At 35.5% G+C, this 17624-nt stretch carries 14 protein-coding genes; 5 read left to right on the top strand and 9 right to left on the bottom strand.

Features of this window, described 5'->3' with window-relative positions:
* The first annotated feature begins 41 nt into the window (after nucleotides 1–41).
* Both EHQ70_RS02630 and EHQ70_RS02625 read left to right on the top strand, forming a co-directional pair.
* Nucleotides 42–2075, top strand: a complete 2034-nt coding sequence (locus EHQ70_RS02630) for a 6-bladed beta-propeller (protein ID WP_135583392.1) — start codon at nucleotides 42–44, stop codon at nucleotides 2073–2075.
* Nucleotides 2056–4092, top strand: coding sequence for a tetratricopeptide repeat protein (locus EHQ70_RS02625; RefSeq protein WP_135583391.1), 2037 nt, complete (start codon nucleotides 2056–2058; stop codon nucleotides 4090–4092). The genes EHQ70_RS02630 and EHQ70_RS02625 overlap by 20 nt, the downstream gene beginning before the upstream one ends.
* On the opposite strand, the gene EHQ70_RS02620 is transcribed toward EHQ70_RS02625, so the two are convergent.
* On the bottom strand, nucleotides 4049–4609 hold the full coding sequence (locus EHQ70_RS02620; RefSeq protein WP_135583390.1) for a hypothetical protein: 561 nt from the start codon (nucleotides 4607–4609) through the stop codon (nucleotides 4049–4051). The genes EHQ70_RS02625 and EHQ70_RS02620 overlap by 44 nt on opposite strands.
* A gap of 16 nt (nucleotides 4610–4625) precedes the next feature.
* Entirely contained in the window at nucleotides 4626–5060 is a 435-nt protein-coding gene (locus EHQ70_RS02615) for a methylglyoxal synthase (RefSeq protein WP_135584305.1), read from the bottom strand.
* A 72-nt stretch (nucleotides 5061–5132) separates the two neighbouring features.
* Here EHQ70_RS02615 and EHQ70_RS02610 point away from each other — a divergent pair, with 72 nt between their 5' ends.
* Nucleotides 5133–5939: an FcpA-related putative periplasmic flagellar protein gene (locus EHQ70_RS02610; RefSeq protein WP_135583389.1), complete on the top strand. Its 807-nt coding sequence runs from the start codon at nucleotides 5133–5135 to the stop codon at nucleotides 5937–5939.
* On the opposite strand, the gene EHQ70_RS02605 is transcribed toward EHQ70_RS02610, so the two are convergent.
* The 3 genes from EHQ70_RS02605 to miaB form a co-directional block, all read right to left on the bottom strand.
* Nucleotides 5936–6766, bottom strand: a complete 831-nt coding sequence (locus tag EHQ70_RS02605; RefSeq protein ID WP_135583388.1) for a hypothetical protein — start codon at nucleotides 6764–6766, stop codon at nucleotides 5936–5938. The genes EHQ70_RS02610 and EHQ70_RS02605 overlap by 4 nt on opposite strands.
* A gap of 70 nt (nucleotides 6767–6836) precedes the next feature.
* Nucleotides 6837–8429 carry an LptF/LptG family permease gene (locus EHQ70_RS02600; RefSeq protein ID WP_135583387.1) on the bottom strand — a complete coding sequence of 531 codons (1593 nt, stop codon included), beginning with the start codon at nucleotides 8427–8429 and terminating at the stop codon, nucleotides 6837–6839.
* Nucleotides 8422–9798 (bottom strand): tRNA (N6-isopentenyl adenosine(37)-C2)-methylthiotransferase MiaB, encoded by a 1377-nt coding sequence (miaB, locus tag EHQ70_RS02595; protein ID WP_135583386.1) that lies wholly within the window; start codon nucleotides 9796–9798, stop codon nucleotides 8422–8424. The genes EHQ70_RS02600 and miaB overlap by 8 nt, the downstream gene beginning before the upstream one ends.
* A 63-nt stretch (nucleotides 9799–9861) precedes the next feature.
* On the opposite strand from miaB, the gene EHQ70_RS02590 reads away from it, so the two are divergent.
* Nucleotides 9862–10461, top strand: a complete 600-nt coding sequence (locus tag EHQ70_RS02590) for a J domain-containing protein (protein ID WP_135583385.1) — start codon at nucleotides 9862–9864, stop codon at nucleotides 10459–10461.
* On the opposite strand, the gene EHQ70_RS02585 is transcribed toward EHQ70_RS02590, so the two are convergent.
* The 3 genes from EHQ70_RS02585 to EHQ70_RS02575 are packed head-to-tail and all read right to left on the bottom strand — an operon-like array spanning nucleotide 10458 to nucleotide 14227.
* Entirely contained in the window at nucleotides 10458–11594 is a 1137-nt protein-coding gene (locus tag EHQ70_RS02585) for a DUF1574 domain-containing protein (protein WP_135583384.1), read from the bottom strand. The two genes, EHQ70_RS02590 and EHQ70_RS02585, sit on opposite strands and share 4 nt — an antisense overlap.
* Nucleotide 11595: 1 nt before the next feature.
* Entirely contained in the window at nucleotides 11596–13020 is a 1425-nt protein-coding gene (locus tag EHQ70_RS02580) for an MBOAT family O-acyltransferase (protein WP_135583383.1), read from the bottom strand.
* A gap of 25 nt (nucleotides 13021–13045) precedes the next feature.
* Nucleotides 13046–14227, bottom strand: a complete 1182-nt coding sequence (locus EHQ70_RS02575; RefSeq protein WP_135583382.1) for a class I SAM-dependent rRNA methyltransferase — start codon at nucleotides 14225–14227, stop codon at nucleotides 13046–13048.
* A gap of 54 nt (nucleotides 14228–14281) precedes the next feature.
* On the opposite strand from EHQ70_RS02575, the gene EHQ70_RS02570 reads away from it, so the two are divergent.
* A complete protein-coding gene (locus EHQ70_RS02570; protein ID WP_208729487.1) occupies nucleotides 14282–16801 on the top strand; it encodes a SpoIIE family protein phosphatase in 2520 nt (839 codons plus the stop codon).
* Here EHQ70_RS02570 and EHQ70_RS02565 read toward each other — a convergent pair.
* Nucleotides 16781–17620 carry an undecaprenyl-diphosphate phosphatase gene (locus tag EHQ70_RS02565; protein WP_135583380.1) on the bottom strand — a complete coding sequence of 280 codons (840 nt, stop codon included), beginning with the start codon at nucleotides 17618–17620 and terminating at the stop codon, nucleotides 16781–16783. The genes EHQ70_RS02570 and EHQ70_RS02565 overlap by 21 nt on opposite strands.
* Between the last annotated feature and the right edge of the window lie 4 nt (nucleotides 17621–17624).

Below are 17624 nucleotides of genomic sequence, written 5' to 3'. Positions count from 1 at the left end.
GTAGATTATGTCCCATTAGATTGGGGGTGGAGGGAGTGTCTTTGAGAAAGTTACTATCGTTTGTCTTTCTATTGGTGAGCACACAAATTTTCCCTCTGGACTTTCCCAACTTTTCCTTGGGGGAAGAGAATGCCAAGGAAGAATTCAAACGCGGCCTCACTTATAAAAATTTAAGAGAGTATTCCGCAGCGAAAGAACGATTTCAAAAAGCTGTTAATTTAAAGAAAGATTTCCATTTGGCTAGGTTAGAACTTGCCAACAATTACTATTTGTTAGGCGAATGGGAAGAAGCACTGGATGAATTAGAAATTCTAACTTCAAAAGCCAAAAATGATCTATTAATCGTAAACAAAATTGAAGCACTTCGCCTCGCCATTGCCGGTGGGGTCACAGATAAAGAAAAAGTATATTTTAAAACTATTGAAGGTGATTCAATTCGAGGATATAGATTTCGTAATCCAGTAGATATTACTTTTGATGAAGATGGGAATTTCTACGTAGCAGGATTTGATACTTCAAATATTATTAAGTTCAATGCGGCAGGTACACCAATCTCCAATTGGAGAGGTGGAATCACTCGAAAGTTAGATCGTCCTGTTTCCTTAGCCTACTATAACGAAAAAGTTTATGTAGCAGACTTTGTCCGCGATGAGATCTTAATTTTTGATTTGTCTGGAAGTTTCATTTCCTCCTTCGGCGGTTCCGGAAAAGGACAAGGACAGTTTAGAGGCCCCTCCTCTATTTTTATTGAACCCAATGGAAACATTTATGTAGCCGATTCTGGGAATGCAAGGATTCAAAAATTCAACTCCAATGGAAAATTTATTTTAGAACTACAGGGATCGGGACGTTCCAAACTGGCGAATCCATCTGGAATTACCGTTCACGATAATAAGATTTATGTTGTAGATAAAGAAAACCTAAGAGTGATTGTATTTGATGGAGATGGAAACACTTTAGATACCATTGAAAAACCTGAATGGAAAAAACCAAGAAGCATTCGCATTCTTGATAATCAGATTTTTTTAACAGACGAGTTAACCGGAATTTGGACCTATTCATTGTTACATGGTGAATGGAAACAACAAAACAAATTTCGAGACAAAAAAGGTGTTTATCGAGTTTTGTTTCGTCCCTTTTCCACCAATATGGATTCCACAGGAAGTTTGTATTTTGTTGACTTTGGAAAACATAGAATTGATATTTTTTCGCAAAAAAACAACCTTCTCACCAATTTAGATTTAAAAATTGAATCCATTGATACATCTGGATTTCCGGACATTCATATCTATACTCGAGTTCGTAATCGTGCCGGAAAAGAAATTGTTGGAATCGACCGTTTGAGTTTTCGAATTTTTGAAAATGATAACATGACACCGCTTTTTTCCTTAGCTAGAAAAAACAAATTAAATGATAAACTATCTGTAGCGATGGTTTATGAAAATAGTGATGGTTTAAAAAAAGGAAAATTATCCTTAGAAGATGGACTTTTCCCTTTCTTTCGATCTCTTCGCGATACAGACAAAATCAGCCTATACAGAGCTGGGAAAGATAGCAATTTAGTATTACCAGAGACGGTATCCTTACGAGACATCCTTGCTAAAATTAGAGATAGTGTTTCAGAAGAAAAATACAATTTCGGAAAAGCAAGTATTGCAGCCTTACAAAAGTTATCTTTAGAAACAGGCCCTAAAGCTCTAGTTTATTTGGTTTCAGGGGAAAGTAGAGAGGATAGTTTTTTACAATATCAAAAATCGAGAATTGTTGCTTTTTCCAAAGCACATTCCATACCGATTTATGTTTTAACTGTAAATCCCAATCCCAGCTTAGAAGAATCTTGGTCGGATATGACGGGACCAACAAACGGACGCTATATTGTTTTGGATGGCGAAGGTGAAGAACGAGACCTTTACAAAAAACTAAAATCACATATAGATTACCGTTATATTTTATCTTATAAAACGGATACAAATCCAGAATTAATCAACAGATACATTAAACTTGCCATTGGTGTAGAACACCGAGGTGTTAAAGGTAGAGACGAAGGAGGATATTTTGTTCCAGAACCTCGTTAAATCTATTTATTTCCGTTTGTTTGGATTTGTTTTTTTTGTCTCTGTTTCCTTTCTCATGGCAGAACCAAATGCTTTAGAAGATATAGGTGAAGGCAAACGTCTCCAATCGGAAAACAATTGCCGAAAAGCCATTCAGTTTTACCAATCTGCCTTACAAAAGAACCGCAACTCCATAGATGCCAAACTGGGTGTAGCTGATTGTAGTTTTAAACTGGGAGCTTTTCGTGAAAGTAAAAAGTTTTATTTAGAAATTTTAGATCGAGAACCCAAACACATTCCAGCAGTCACTGGCCTTTCTGGAATTTATTTATTAGATTCTGATTTTAATGCAATCGCTAAACTGATTGATCCTTTACTTATCGAATATCCAAACCACACAGCATTACGTATCACAGAAGCAAAGTCCCTACAAAAACAAGGGAAACTGGATTCAGCAATTTATAAAATCAAAACTTTAGGAACAAAATTAGAAGAACCTCCTGATTTACTACGAATGTTGGCTGAACTTTACTTCACCAAACAGAACTTTAACGATTCTTATAATTCTATTGATTCTTATACAAAAAAAGAACCAAACGATCCAGAAGGTTTTGCATTTAAGGCAAAAGTTCTTTTGTATCAAAACTATTTTCATCCGAATCAATTAAAATCGGTATTGCCAATTGTAGAAGAAACCCTTCAAAATTCTCTAAACCTTGATCCCAAGGGAGAAATGGCACGTTTCTATTCGGTATATCACGATATCATTTTGTCAAATTTTACATCTAACAAAGAAATGAAAAGACGTGCATTTCGAACCATATACGAATTAGCTAGAGAATTTCCAGACAACCAACTTTATCATAGCTTAGAAGCAAATTTAGCTTGGGAATTGGGAGAAACAAAATTTGCAACCTATCATTACCGTAGAGCCCTACAACTAGATGACTTAGATGAACTATTACGTTTTGAAGCAGAAGAATATTCGATTGCTTCAGAAAAAGAAGAATCAAAACTTCGAAGAGAACTTGGAGATTACCGAAGAGATCGGTTTTATTCCGAAAAATATTCCTTTTATCACAAAAGTTCACTATTTCATTTGAAAAGAGCAAAAGACCTAAGCCCACAAACTCCCGTTATCCGAAAGGAGTTACTAGAGTTTTATAACCAAACTGGTGAAGCAGTAAAATATACAAATTTATTATTAAGATTACGGGAAGAAGATCCAAACTCCTTCAAACTCCAAAACAAACTAGAATTTTCTATTAAAAACCTTAAAGAGTCTATTGAATTTAGAGAAGGTTATCTCCAAATCGATCCAAACTTAATCCAAGAAAATACAGTTCGTTTCAGTCCCGAAGTTTATGTTTTCGATTTGGAGTCTAGTTTGCCATTTCCTTACCATTTACAAGCGGGAAGATTACTTGGAGAGGCGATTCGTTATAACTTAAAACAAATACAATCAGTACGTGTTATTGATGGGAATGAATTTAACCAAATTCGTGGGCTTTTGAAAGAATCAAGTTTCCATCCATTCTCACAAACCCTTCCTTTTGCAATTGATGACTTACATCTTTTAGATACCAAACGCAGGAATGCTGTTAAAATTCGATATATCGTTCATGGTAAGTATCAGATTAAAGATGGGGACATCCGCGTAGATGTTTCTCTTTATGATAGAGATAGTTTACGAGACATTGCCACTTGGTCCACAAACCAGAGAGGTAGAGATAGTTTGCCTACAGTGATCCATCGTATTGGTGAACGAATTAGAGAAATTCTTCCGAAAGAAGGTAAAATTCTCAAAATTAAAAAAGACGAAGTGATTGTTTCTCTCGGAAAAGATGACGGCTTAAAAAAAGATTCTAAATTAGAGTTTCAAAGAAAAGGAAATACCCTATTTCAGGGAGTCATCACAGAACTTGGGAAATCGATTTCTTCTGTAAAACCAAATGTTCGAGGTTGGGAAAAAGAACTGGCTACTGGAGATGATGTCATTCTACCCACGGACTCTGGTAAAGAGAAGAAAGGTAAGTAAGAATCTCTTCAGAGATTCGTTCTTCTATCGTTTGATTCAAATTTGAAATTTCCAGTTGGCAAATATTCTTTTTAAAAAATACAGAATGTACGCCTTCCCTTTGAAAACATTCTTTTAGCTCTCGACGCAACCGAAAAAAATTTTCGGCTTCCAGATAAATTGGTTCCGATGAAAATTCATAATTTGAAGTTATCTGGTAGATGTTTGGCTTTGGTGTATTTTTCCATTCTAAATCAACATTAGGGTAAAAATAGAATTTTCCAAATTCGAATCGTAGTTCACCTAACGAAAGAATAGATTCCATTTTTTTATTAGGAAATCGTATAAAACCAATGTCTGTAATATTTTTATCTGCAAAACCAACGAGAACATTACCCAAACCATCTTGATTTCGTTTGAGTTCCACAAACAAAACTTGAGGTTTTCCTTGTTTTATCGATTCTTCCTCAATTCTAGTGATGACATCTTTCGAAATTAGGATACTTTGCCTTTTCTTTTGGAACGGGAACCAGTTCATTTAGTGTAGTTTAGGCTTATGCTTTTGCGGGTAGTCTTGATCCATAATCAATCAACTGCCTATTGTATTCAGTTTCCATAAGAGGTGACGAAATTAAAAAATCGGCGCTGGATCTGTTACAAGCCATTGGAATATTATACAATACTGCAATACGAAGTAATGCTTTTACGTCTGGATCATGTGGTTGGGCAGATAGAGGATCCCAGAAAAAAACCATAAAATCAATTCCATCTTCTACAATTTTTGATCCAATCTGTTGGTCGCCACCGAGAGGTCCTGAGATGAATCGGAAGACAGGAAGGCCAATTTGTTCATGGATTAACTTTCCAGTAGTTCCCGTGGCGGAGAGATGGTGTTTGCTCAAAGTGCCGCGATTGTATTTTACCCAATCGAGTAAGTCTTCTTTTCTGTTATCATGAGCAATCAGAACGATCTTTTTGGTGATTTCCATTTTTCTTTGAATTAGTACCATAGATTGATAGTTCTTGCCAATATCTAGGATTCAAGGAAAGTTTCCCTGTAAATGAAATTTCCTAGTTTATTTTTTTGGATTTCTTTGACTTTCCTAGGATTTTATTCCCTTAGTTCCAAAGAAACGAAACCATCTGCAATTACAGAAAATCGGGTGGAATCCATTCTGCCAACAACACCAGAATCAGGATCTCCTTGGGGTGAAGATTCTCGGAAACTGGAAACAATCCCAATTCTTAATTTGATTGATGAAAAGAATTCTCAAAAACGTTGGCAAGAAGCAAACAAAGAATATTCCAGTGCTATCGAACATTTTGAATTAGGTAGAAAAATCGTCGAAAAAAATCGAGAAGACTCCAAAAAAGAAATTTATTACGAAGATCGTTATGAGTGGCAAAAACAAGTTCGAAAAGATAACAAAGAAAAGGAATTTCAAAAACAAATTTTCGATTTAAGAACTCAAACCATAGGAAAATTAGTTAAGGGAATGAACTTTTTAGATAAAATTGAAAATCCAAAGGTAAAAGAAAGTGCACCCTATTTGGATTTAAAATCTGGAATTTATAGAGAATACATCAAACACCAAGAAGCCTTCAAAAACTATTTACAAGTAATTGATTTTACCCATCGGTATATAGAACTAACTTCAAAAAATGAAACAGAAGCTGAACCACATAGGCTCCTCGCATTATCTTATGAGAAAATGGAACAAACAGCCGTTAAATCTAAAAATCAAGAGTTGTATTACGAGTTTAAAGGATTAAAGAAAAAACACTTACTGCGATTTGCGGAAATTCACTATGGACGCGATTCCAAAGAATACGCAGCCATAGAAGAAAAAGTGGGAAAAGATTTTTAAATCAAACCAAGTTTCTTTTTTAAAGATCTATTTTCTTCAACGAGTTCTTTAATTTCTTGTTCGGTATATTCAAAAAGTCGATCTTGAGCTCTCAAAATTTTATCCAAATTCATTTCCTCAATTCGCGAATAATTCAAAACTTGTTCTGTTGCTTTTTGTAATTCTAGAGCTTGTTTTAGCTCTTTTTCACGAAGTTCATCCAATTGTTGACTTGCTTTCACACGTTCATGAAGTTCAATCAACTCTTGATTTTTCATATCATTTACTTTTTCTAAAGCATTACTAATCCCAGCTTGAGAACGTTTGACCAATTCTTCGTATTTTAAAATAGAACGTAGAGCTTCGTTTTCCTTTTTGGATTCTTCATATTCCTGATGGGCCAAAGAAAAAACACCTTCAAAGAATCCAACGTTTTCCAAACAGGAATTACCTATATCTAAGGCAGCTGCTTTATATGATTCCGACTGGATGGTTCTATCTAAAATCATTCTGAGTTCACGAACATGAAGTGGATTTTCCAAAACCAAATACTTGGGATGGGATTGTACTAATTCTTGGATTTGTTCTGAACCATCGGGCGAAGAAATTAGAATCAAAGAAAGATAAGGACTTACTTCAAATGAAGAAGTTATGGTTTGTTGGATTTGTTTCCATTCCGCAAGTGAAACTTGAACAAACAAAATATGAATGTCATTAGGAGTGATCGAAATGCGATCAATCTCACTCAAGTCCATTTGATTGACTTGAATCTTGATTTTTGAATGTTTCCAGAGCTCAACCGGAAATGGGCGCCCATGCGAAAGATTCCAAATATAAGATGTTTTCAAACCAGATCTCCTGTATTTTCAACTGATTCTATAGGACCGTAGTGAGAGGAATTTTCTAGCAAATTTTATCTTATTTGCCTTTTCGGAAGCGATTTTTTATCAATTCGACTCGTTCCTCAAGGCGATCCCGAAACCGGAAATAAAATCCTAACCGGCTTCTAATCGACTCTGGGAGCTTAGCATCAGTGCGTGAAATCATAATGTATATAGATAAGGTTGCAATCACAATATTTGCAGACCATGGTCCAACCCAATCCGGTACATTCTCTTTATAGGAAATACCCGATCCAAATATAAAAAAAGTATAATAGATAAGGAGAAAAATAACAGCTAGGGTGAAACTCATTCCTTTTCCCGACCTTTTGACGACAAGACCAAGAGGGAAAGAAAGAAAGAAAAATATCTGGCAAGACAATGGAGTCGCAAATCGCTTATGAATTTCTACATTAAAGCCAGTAAGAGTTTTTTTGGATTCATTTAATAGTTCGGATAATTGAGTGAAGAGTGCAAATTTCTGTGCCATGTCTTCTTGGTTTCCGCTACTTGCACCCATAAGTATTTCATACTTAAACTGCTCCACCATTTGTTTCAATCCACCGACACCCTTAATCGATAGTCCGTATTCTTTTAGAATTTCTAAACCAGGTATATTTTCTAAACCTTCCGATTCGATAGCATTTCTAATTTCGATTAACATCGGTAAAGAAAAAGTATCAGGTTTTACATTGATGCTAAGAGTTTTTGATTCTTTTTTAGCTGGGGTATTATAATCCATTTCCCCATCCATAAAATTTGTAATTCCAATGGCGTTGGTTTCAGGATCCCACTCAATCACATATCCTTTTCGAAGACGTACGGACTTTTCATATTCACCAGTTAGATTTTTTTTCTCAACTAAGTAACCTTCTTTAGCATTGATGATTTGTAACATTCGGGATCCACCCATAGGAACCGCTAAATTATTTACCATAATGAAATCGGTTCCGTCTGCAGAAATAGACCACTCACGAATTTGGACATTACTTAAATTTCCATCCTCATCGGTGCCTCCGGAATACATTGTCCTTCCCTTTTCCGAAAAGAAATCTTGGGTTTTATCGCCCGAAAATTGACCAGGTTGAATGGCAAGTAACGGATTGTAGGTGGCAATCCAGTTATCAAAATCCTTCATCTTACGAGTGTTTTCTGGTCCTAAATAAAAATTCAAATACCCTACAATCAGGGTCATTAAAAATCCAAAAACTAAAAAGTTTGAGTAGATATAAGGAAAAGAAACTCCAGAAGCTCGCATAGCCGTGATTTCAGAATCTCCAGACAAACGACCTGCTGCCATAATTCCAGACATAAGACAAGCCATAGGAATTGTCATGGGAAGCGTATTTCCAAAAACATATCCCATATAATCCAAAAGCCGGAAGAAATCGACACCCTTTCCAACAAATAGACCAATCATTTTCTGAATGGCTACTGCCATATAAATCATTGTGAAAAAGGAAAGTGCCACCAAGAATGGACTCAAAATTTCTTTGAGAATGTAAATGCGGAGAATGGATGGTTTAAAACGTTTCCATCTACCTAAACGATCCGTATCCACCATAAAACCTGGTGGTAAGTCATCTTTCGAAAAAACTCGAACGGTTCGTAAATCAACTGGTTTAGACAACTAGTTTTCCTTTTAAGGTTGCACTTGTTGCTGATTCTACCTTTACATTGACAGTTTTTCCGATCCAATCCGTTGGATCAGTTGAGGAACCTTCAGGGATGGGAAAAACAACCATACGCCCGCAATGAGAACGACCGCATAATTCTAATTTTGATTTTTTAGAAGTGTTTTCAATGAGTATAGAAAAAGTTTGTCCAATCTTAGATTGGTTTTTTTCATGCGAAATTTTTGTTTGAAGTTCTACAAGTTCAATTAATCGTTTGCTTTTTGTTTCTTCTGATACATCGTCGATAAACTTTCGTTTTGCGATTGTTCCTTCTCGTTCAGAATATTTAAACATATAAGACATATCAAATTTAACTTTTTTAACGACTTCTAAAGTTTCTTGAAATTCTTCTTCCGTTTCTCCCGGAAAACCAACAATTATATCTGAAGTAATTCCAATATCCGGAATTCGAGTTTGGATACTGGCTACCAAATCTAAATACTCTTCTTTAGTATAACTTCGTTTCATATCACGTAATACTTTCGAACTTCCCGCTTGGAGAGGCATATGAATTTGAGAAGAAAAACGAGGTTCTTTACTCATAAGAGAAATCAAATGATCTGGAAAATCTTTTGGATGAGGACTTGTGAACCGAACTCTTTCGATCGTTGTTTCATTTAGAATTTTTTCGACAAGCGCACAAAAGTCCATACTCTCATAAGAATAACTATTTACGTTTTGACCAAGTAATGTGACTTGTCTGACACCCATCGCTTGCAACTGAAGGATTTCTGTAACAATAGAACCTGGTTCTCGACTTCGTTCTCTACCTCTGGTATAAGGTACAACACAGAAAGTACAAAAGTTATTACAACCGCGCATAATGGTAACAAAGGCTTGGATTCCATTTACAACTTTTGGTTCTAATTCATCGTAAGTCTCTGTCCGAGAAAGACGCGTTAGTTGAACGTCTCTTTCCCCTTCTCTAATTTTTTGAATGAGTTCTGGTAAAGTTCTATAGTTATCAGGTCCAACGATGAGATCCAGTGGAAGTTCTTGGTGGAATAAATCTTCCCCTAAGTTTTGCGCCATACAACCAAGGACACCAATCACAAGATTGGGATTCTTTTTCTTTAGATAACCAAGTGATTGCAACCGACCATAGATTTTCGCATGTGCATTTTCCCTTACGGCACAGGTATTCAAGAATATGATATCGCTGTCTTCAATTGTTTCAGCAGTTTCGTAATTCTCTTTGCGAAACAACTCCTTGACAATCCCAGAATCGTATTCGTTCATTTGGCATCCATAGGTCTCCACATAGACCTTTCCCAATTGGATGGGGGTTTCTGTGTTTGGATTTTCAGTCAAGGATGGGTTCATAATGATATGTTTTTCCAGAAAATTTCCTTGTAAAGCAAAGAAGATAGGTACTAAAAGGGGTATATGGCTTGGACAAAACGGGAAACATACTACGGAAGCTTAGGAGTCACAAAAGAATCCACTCCAGAGACCATTGAGGCCATTTACCTGAAAGAAATGGAATTTTGGGAAAGGTTGGAGAGAGCAGGAATTTTGGAGGCAAAGGAAAAAATCCTAGAGCTAACACGAGCCTACCTGACCTTAACCGATCCTAAAAAACGGATGGATTATGATGCTCAGCTAGACTTTGATTTTGTCCTACTGGATGGAAAAGCCAAGGATCCCGAAATGGAAGAAGCTTATGATGTTTACCGATTGGGGCACAACAAAACCTACCAGGAAGTAATCAGCGAATTTACTAGTTTCCGAGAAGAGATGGGAGACACCCTTTGGATTCTCAAAAAAACAACTATCTATATGGTTTTAAACCTTTTATTGTATTCTGCCTTAATCCTAGTCCATTCCCTCTGGACTGGAAATACGGAAATGGAAAAGAATTGGATCGATACCAATTCCACTTGGGGATCGGGACTCTTTTTAGTTTGTAGTGCCATTGGTTATCTTGTTTTCCGATTCCGCTTTTTGAAAAAAGGATTAGCAAAGCGGAAGGAAAATAGAACCTAACGGATGTCTTTTGGAAAAAGGATTGGCAACAAATTTGGAAAACAAGCTCCACTCAAATGAAGAGAGTCAACAAAGTCCTTACAAACCCACCTTGGATCAATATTAGGATCGACCACAGTAAATTTTGAATTCGGAGTTTTGGAAGCAATAGAAACTGCATTTTTAATTTCTAAATTAAACTTTTCTAAAAGCCCATCTGTAGACATTCGTTTCCGAAGTGCCTCAGATACAGCTGGAAAATAAATAATCACAGGGATTCCTGTTCCTTTCAATCGTTCCAACATTTTTTTAAAGAAATAGATCTGTGTGGGAGCAAGACTTTGTCCTCGTAAGTACTGATTGTACATGGCCTCAGCATCTCTTTCGATAAAAACATCCATGTTCGCAAATTTGATTTCGTTAGGCAATGCACCAAATTTCACACGGTTGACAAGTTTGATTTTATCAACATAGTTTCTTTTGTGATCCTTACCAGTAATTCCCACAGACATTCCAGGAAAGAATCCTACTTCGATTTCTTTATTATTGGCTTTGATCGCTGTTGGATCTAATGGATATTTATATAAGGCAAAAAGTTTCTTTAATAGATAAATTTCGACTTCATCAGTTGAAAAACCTTTTGCATCCGCGACCCAAGGATTTTTTGTTCTTGTACGATAGAAATCAATTTGTTTTAGAACATATTCATTGTCATATGAACCATTCAAAGAATAGTCAATGGCTGACTGCGAAAATAAAAGTGGATCCACCTCAATCAAAACATAACGAAGAGGGATTTTGGCATCTAAGGATCTTTCTAACCAGTATGCTTGGAAACTCGGTGGACCAAAGGGAGCAGCAAAATTAAAGGAGTTTGTATTTGGAAAAAACAATTCCAACATTTCGGAATCAAATTCACCTGACCTGGAACTTCCGAGAATTAATCCTATTTGTTTAGAGGGATTTTTTTTGATCTCTTCCAACATCACTTCAAAAAGATCTTCTTTTAGTTCATAGAACTTTCGTTCGATTTTTTTCCAACTATAAGTGTTTTCCACAATTACAGGTAAAAAGAAAATTTTATCCAAAAGGAAAAGTGATACAGCCAAAAGGATAGGATACAAAACGACAGGAAATTTAAATTTTGAATTCATATTAAAATTGGAAATAGATAAATTCCGTTCCTCCCGGTGCAAGATAACCTAACAAAATAGTTACGACCAATGAAAAGAACAATAGAAAACCAATCGAGGTTTTCGTGGACCAGTTCTCTCTTGGAAAACTTGGTTTTGTTTGTAAATAGTTAAGTAAAAAGGTTAGAACCAAACTATAAAGAACTAGTTCTGACTTATTCGTTCTTTCCCCAGAAGCTCCTGTAAATACATTTGCATACATAGCAAGGGCATTCTGAACGGATGGAGCATTAAAAAACGGAATGGTAAATACAAAAAATAAAAACGTATAAACGATTCCTAAAACCCTTTTCCAAACATGAGGTTTGATGGTTTTGTCAGGTTTACGGATGAGTTCAATTTTCCTTTCTAGGCTCAGCATCAAACCGTGCCAAAACCCCCAGAGAATAAAGGTAAAATTAGCACCATGCCAAAACCCAGCCAAAGTAAAGGTCACAATTAAATTTAAATAACCGCGGTATTCTGAAACCCTTGATCCACCTAATGGGAAATAAATATAATCCTTAATCCATGTGGCTAAGGTCATATGCCAACGTGTCCAAAGTTCTCGAACCGAACCGGATAAATAAGGGGCATGAAAGTTTTCTGGTAAATTAATTCCGAGTAATTTCCCAAGACCTCGCGCTAAATCAGTGTAACCACTAAAATCACAAAAAACTCTCGCAGCATAACCAAAGATAGCAATCAGGTTTGTGACTCCATCATAATGGTCTGGATTTTGAAAGACAGGTTCGATGACAGGAGATAAATTATCTGCAATGACTACTTTTTTAAAAAGACCTAAAAATACTAAATAGTATCCTTCAAAGAGTTGTTCTTTTTTTGCGTTCCAAACTTCTAATTGGTAAAAAAATTCACCGTGCCGAACAATAGGTCCTGCAACCAATTGTGGAAAGAAAAAGATAAACAGTGCAAATTGTAAAAAACTGGGATTCTCTTCCGCATTCCCACGTTTGATATCGATGGTATATGCTACCATTTGAAATGTATAAAAACTAATGGCAAGCGGTAAGGTAATGGAATCAGCACCAAATTGGGAATTCAAAAAACTTTGGATGGATTCAGGTGCAAAAAAGACACTACCAGTGATTTGGAAAAAAATTGCCCAGAGAAAATAGAAATATTTAAAAAGAAATAAGTTTCCAAAATTGAAAAGAAGGGAAATCGGATACCAAATACTAGATTTGTTTTTTAGGATTTGTTTATTAAATATATGATTTAATAATACGATGATAAGGAAGTGGAAAGCAAAGGGAATCGACCAAGCTGCATAAAATCCGAGCGAGGCCAAAAATAAAAATCCCAATCGAAGTTTGCCACGAAAAATCCAATGCAAACAATAAACAACAAGGAAGAATAAAAGAAAACTAAGGGATGTAAATTTCATTCTAAGATTTCACCAATGTATGAGATCATGTATCTCCATCAACCTGAATCACAAGTCCTTTTAAGTATTCTCCCTCTGGATGGAAGACAGAATAACCATGGTCGGGACTCTGGGTTAGATGGTGCAAAATTCTAACTCTTTTTTTGGCATCTTTTGCTGCCCCGAATACAATTTTTTTAAACAAATCAAAAGAAATATGTTGGGAACATGAAAAGGTAAAAATAAGGCCACCCGTTTGGATCTTTGCCATGGCCCGCATATTGATGTCTTTATAACCACGACTAGCCTGATTGACAGTGGAAATACTCTTTGTAAAGGCAGGAGGATCTAAAATGATCAAATCATAAAGATTTGAATCCATACTTTTCAAATAATCAAAACTATCTAGAACCAATCCTTTATGTTTGGATTGGTTCCCTTCAGAACTAATACCATTGAGTTTCAAATTCCGCTCACAAAGTTCGATTGCCTGTTTGGAGATATCTAAACTATGAACAAACTCAGCACCTGCTAACAATGCATACACAGAAAATGCCCCTGAATAAGAAAAAGTATTTAAAACTCTTTTTCCTGAAGCATATCTTGAAACCAAAGCCCTGTTGTCTCTTTGGTCTAGGAAAAATCCCGTTTTTTGGCCTTTAGTAATGTCTGCTATAAATTGAATTCCATGTTCTTGGAAAACTGGTTCGGTTTCATTTCCCTTATGGAAAATAGAATCTATACCTATTTTTCCATCGGGTTTTTCTCCTTTTTCAAAAATGGTTTCATAACCTTTACTTTCCAAAAAAGAGATGAGTGACTTTTGTAAACTGATGGCACCTGGTGTTTTTAGTTGCATAACAGCCGTTTTATGGTAGCAATCAACGATGATTCCGGGAACACCATCCCCCTCTGAATGAAATAAACGAAATCCCGTAGTATCTTTTGGTAAAAGTTTTGTTTTCGATTCAAAGATGGAGTTCCATTTGGATGTCCAATCGATTTCCTTCGATCCATCTACCTTTTCATCAAAAGAGAACAGTCGCACACGGATTTGACTTTTAGGATCATAATGTCCCCATGCTAAGAATTCACCAGAAGAGGATTCTACTCGGACTATGGACCCAGGAACCAGTCCCTTTTCTTCTGAGGCAATTGCTCCGGAGAAGATCCAAGGATGAAAATTTAATATTGCTTTTTCTTTATTCTTTTTTAATCGAATGACCATTTTGAATCCATTTGGAAACATTACAGGGTTATGAACGCAAGAGTTCGTTTATATATGATAAAATCCATTCTCATTTTTCTTGTCTTTTCTTTTTCCCTAGTGCATTCGCAAACATTACCAAATTCTAGTACAAAATCCAAAGAAATGGTTTCACTTGATTCCAATAACAAGGATCCGGAATCCCTTTGGTTTATGAAAGAAGGAGATTTTAGTGAATCCGAAATCCAATCTATTACAGAATCCAATTTTTCCCCAAAGGAATGGAAACGAGTTTCTATCCCAGGTAGTTTATATACAAAAAAGGAGGACTATGCTGCTAAAAAAACCGTAATACTTGCAAAGTGGATTCCGTTTTCCAATGACAAGCTGACACAATATTCTCTTCGCCTTGGAATCATCAACGATCGTGACATTACCTACCTAAATGGAAAACAAATTGGAAATACGGGAGTTTGGAATGCAACGGATCCACAAGCATACGACAGACTACGAATTTACAACATTCCCTCCAATTTCATCAATTACGGAAAAAACAATCTACTCGTTGTAAAAATTCAACCCTATTTTGGTACTTCAGGTGGAATCGAACAAGATGAAACAATCTTAGGCCCTACAGATAAAATTACTTCCCGATTTTATACAGATGAGTTTATCAAATTACTTTTTTTAACCATTTATTCAACTGTAGGTGGTTATTTTCTCTTTTTATTCATTCGTCGTAGAAAGGATAGGGAGAACTTATTTTTTGCATTATTTTCTTTTTCATTCGTAGTTTATAATTTTCTAAGAAACCAACTCAAGTATGAATTTGACTTTTCATTTTTAGAAATGAAAAAACTGGAATACATGACAATTTTACTTCTGATTCCATTTATGTATCATTTTCTTAGAACTTTGTTTGAAGAAAGATATAATATTTTCGGAAAGATTTTAGATACTGTCCAACTTGGATTTTTTCTATTTTTTGCATTCACTCAAAATATAGAAACTTTTAGTTTTTTACTTACAACTTTGATCCAACCGACTTGGTTGTTTTATGTAATTTTGATCTTTGTTATTCTGTATAAAAATTTACGTAAAAAAGAAAGAAGAGCAGTTTATATAACAATAGGAATTACGATTGTTCTCATAGCCACAATCATCGATTCAGCAACGAATCGTAACTATTGGGTGTTTCCAAGAATTATGGGATACACTTTCCTTGTATTTAATATCTCATTGGCCATCATCTTAGCCAATTCATTTGTGAAACTTAATGAAGAAGTGGAAGACTTAAACAAAAATCTAGAAAGGAAAGTAGAAGATAGAACAGTTGCTTTAAATGAATCGTTAAGCCAGTTACAAATTTTGAAGGAAAAACAAGATGGAGATTATTTTTTAACTTCCCTACTCATCCATCCACTTGCCCGGATCGAAAACAAAATACCCGAGATTAAAATCGAAACTTATGTGAATCAAAAGAAAAAGTTTCATTTTAGAGGCAAAGACGGGGAAATCGGTGGAGATATCTGCATTGTTGGAACGGTCCATTTAGAATATGGAGACTATACCGTATTTGCTAATGCGGACGCCATGGGAAAATCCATCCAAGGAGCCGGTGGAGCTTTAGTACTTGGTGTTGTGTTTCAAGCGGTTCTTTCTCGAGCAAAATCCAGTTACACCAAATCAAGACCCCCAGAACTTTGGTTGAAAGATCTTTATGTAGAACTTCAATCTGTGTTTGCTAGTTTTGATGGATCCATGTTGTCGAGTGTGGTTCTTGGGATGGTAGCAAACGATGGTTTTATTTACTATATCAATGCGGAACATCCTTGGAGTATTCTTTATAGAGATGGGGTTGCTTCTTTTATTGAAACAGAACTTTCTATGCGAAAACTTGGTTTTCCAAAAAACGATCACTATTTTCAAATCAAAACCTTTTCTCTAGAACCTGGTGATACTTTACTCATTGGATCTGATGGAAGAGATGATATTGCCCTAAAATCTGAAAATGAGTCATCTCGTTCCATCAACGAAGATGAAACATTAATTTTACGTTTAGTGGAACGTTCCGAAACAAACCTTTCCAACTTAGTAAATGAGATCGAGAATACGGGGGAAATTACCGATGATCTTTCCTTTTTAAGGATCGAATTTTATCCCAAAAATCAGAGGAATTCATTACCTGACTTTGTAAGAAAAGAATATTTGGAAATCAAAGATAAAACAAAACAAGGAGAATATGAAGGAGCATTAGAGAAATTGATTTCTCTAATGGAGAACTATTCACATCCGACATTCTCTGCTTTAGCTGGAAAACTCCAATACCAACTAAAGAATTGGAAGGAAGCGGCAGAAAATCTAAAACTTGCCTCCAAACAAAACCCTAATCATGAGGACTACCTCTATATGACAGCAAGATCTTTATACAAAAATAGACAATACTTAGAATCAGTGATTTGGTGTGAAAGATTGTTCTTACGAAATAAATTTCATAAGCAGAATACTAAGTTATTAATGTATCTGCTTGATAAAACAAACAATGTAGATAAAAAAACTTTTTATCTAGAATTCTTAGGATCGCAAAAAGTATAAAACTACGAGAACCCCAAGCAATATACGATAAATCCCAAAAGACAAAAAACTTCTGCGACGGATAAAAGCCATAAACAATCTGATAATAAAATAACAGATGATAAAAGAAACAATACTTCCGAAAAGTAAAAGACCAATAGTTTCTGAATTTAATATAGATCTATGTTTGTAAAGTTTATAGAGGCCAGCAAGAGTTAGAACAGGAATAGCTAAGAAAAAAGAAAATTCAGCTGAATCTTTTTTGGAAACTCCAAGTGTCCTTGCAGTGATGATCGTTGCTGCTGATCTTGATACACCAGGGATCAAAGCAAAACATTGAAAAATACCAACAAAAATAGATTCTTTGATTCCAATCGATTTCCCTTCTCCTTCATCATAATGTTTCCATTCAACAAAAACCATAATGAGACCACCGACCAACCAAGAAAGTCCAAGGATTAAAAGAAGATCTGACCTCATTTTAATTTGGTCTAAAAAGTTTTTAAAAACAAATCCCAGGATTAAAATAGGAAGGATTCCTATGATTAAGTTTCGATAAAACTCAAAACCAGATTTATCGGTCGAGTTTTTTGTGAGAAAAAGAACCGCACCCTTCGTTTGTTTCCAAAGAAGTTGGAAGTATAAAACAACAACAGACAGAATAGCGCCTGTTTGGATGAAAATATCGAACAAATCTTCAAAGGATTCGTGATCTACTTGTAGATTTTCAAAAGGAAAAAAGTAACTAAAGAGGAAAAGATGTCCCGTTGAGGAAACTGGCAGGAATTCCGTGGCAGCTTCTATGATGCCACGGAGAAACGCATTTAGAGTATTGTCCATTCCG

Source organism: Leptospira congkakensis, from assembly GCF_004770265.1.
GTDB classification, from domain to species: domain Bacteria; phylum Spirochaetota; class Leptospiria; order Leptospirales; family Leptospiraceae; genus Leptospira_A; species Leptospira_A congkakensis.
Note: the sequence above shows the minus strand (reverse complement) of the source record. Positions and strands in the feature narration are given on the sequence as shown.

Bases quoted from the DNA above. Each gene is read 5' to 3' on its own strand.
- EHQ70_RS02620 (WP_135583390.1), bottom strand. From the start codon at position 4,609: ATGAACTGGTTCCCGTTCCAAAAGAAAAGGCAAAGTATCCTAATTTCG.
- EHQ70_RS02615 (WP_135584305.1), bottom strand. From the start codon at position 5,060: ATGGAAATCACCAAAAAGATCGTTCTGATTGCTCATGATAACAGAAAA.
- EHQ70_RS02610 (WP_135583389.1), top strand. From the start codon at position 5,133: ATGAAATTTCCTAGTTTATTTTTTTGGATTTCTTTGACTTTCCTAGGA.
- miaB (WP_135583386.1), bottom strand. From the start codon at position 9,798: ATGAACCCATCCTTGACTGAAAATCCAAACACAGAAACCCCCATCCAA.
- EHQ70_RS02590 (WP_135583385.1), top strand. From the start codon at position 9,862: ATGGCTTGGACAAAACGGGAAACATACTACGGAAGCTTAGGAGTCACA.
- EHQ70_RS02585 (WP_135583384.1), bottom strand. From the start codon at position 11,594: ATGAATTCAAAATTTAAATTTCCTGTCGTTTTGTATCCTATCCTTTTG.
- EHQ70_RS02580 (WP_135583383.1), bottom strand. From the start codon at position 13,020: ATGAAATTTACATCCCTTAGTTTTCTTTTATTCTTCCTTGTTGTTTAT.
- EHQ70_RS02575 (WP_135583382.1), bottom strand. From the start codon at position 14,227: ATGGTCATTCGATTAAAAAAGAATAAAGAAAAAGCAATATTAAATTTT.
- EHQ70_RS02570 (WP_208729487.1), top strand. From the start codon at position 14,282: ATGATAAAATCCATTCTCATTTTTCTTGTCTTTTCTTTTTCCCTAGTG.
- EHQ70_RS02565 (WP_135583380.1), bottom strand. From the start codon at position 17,620: ATGGACAATACTCTAAATGCGTTTCTCCGTGGCATCATAGAAGCTGCC.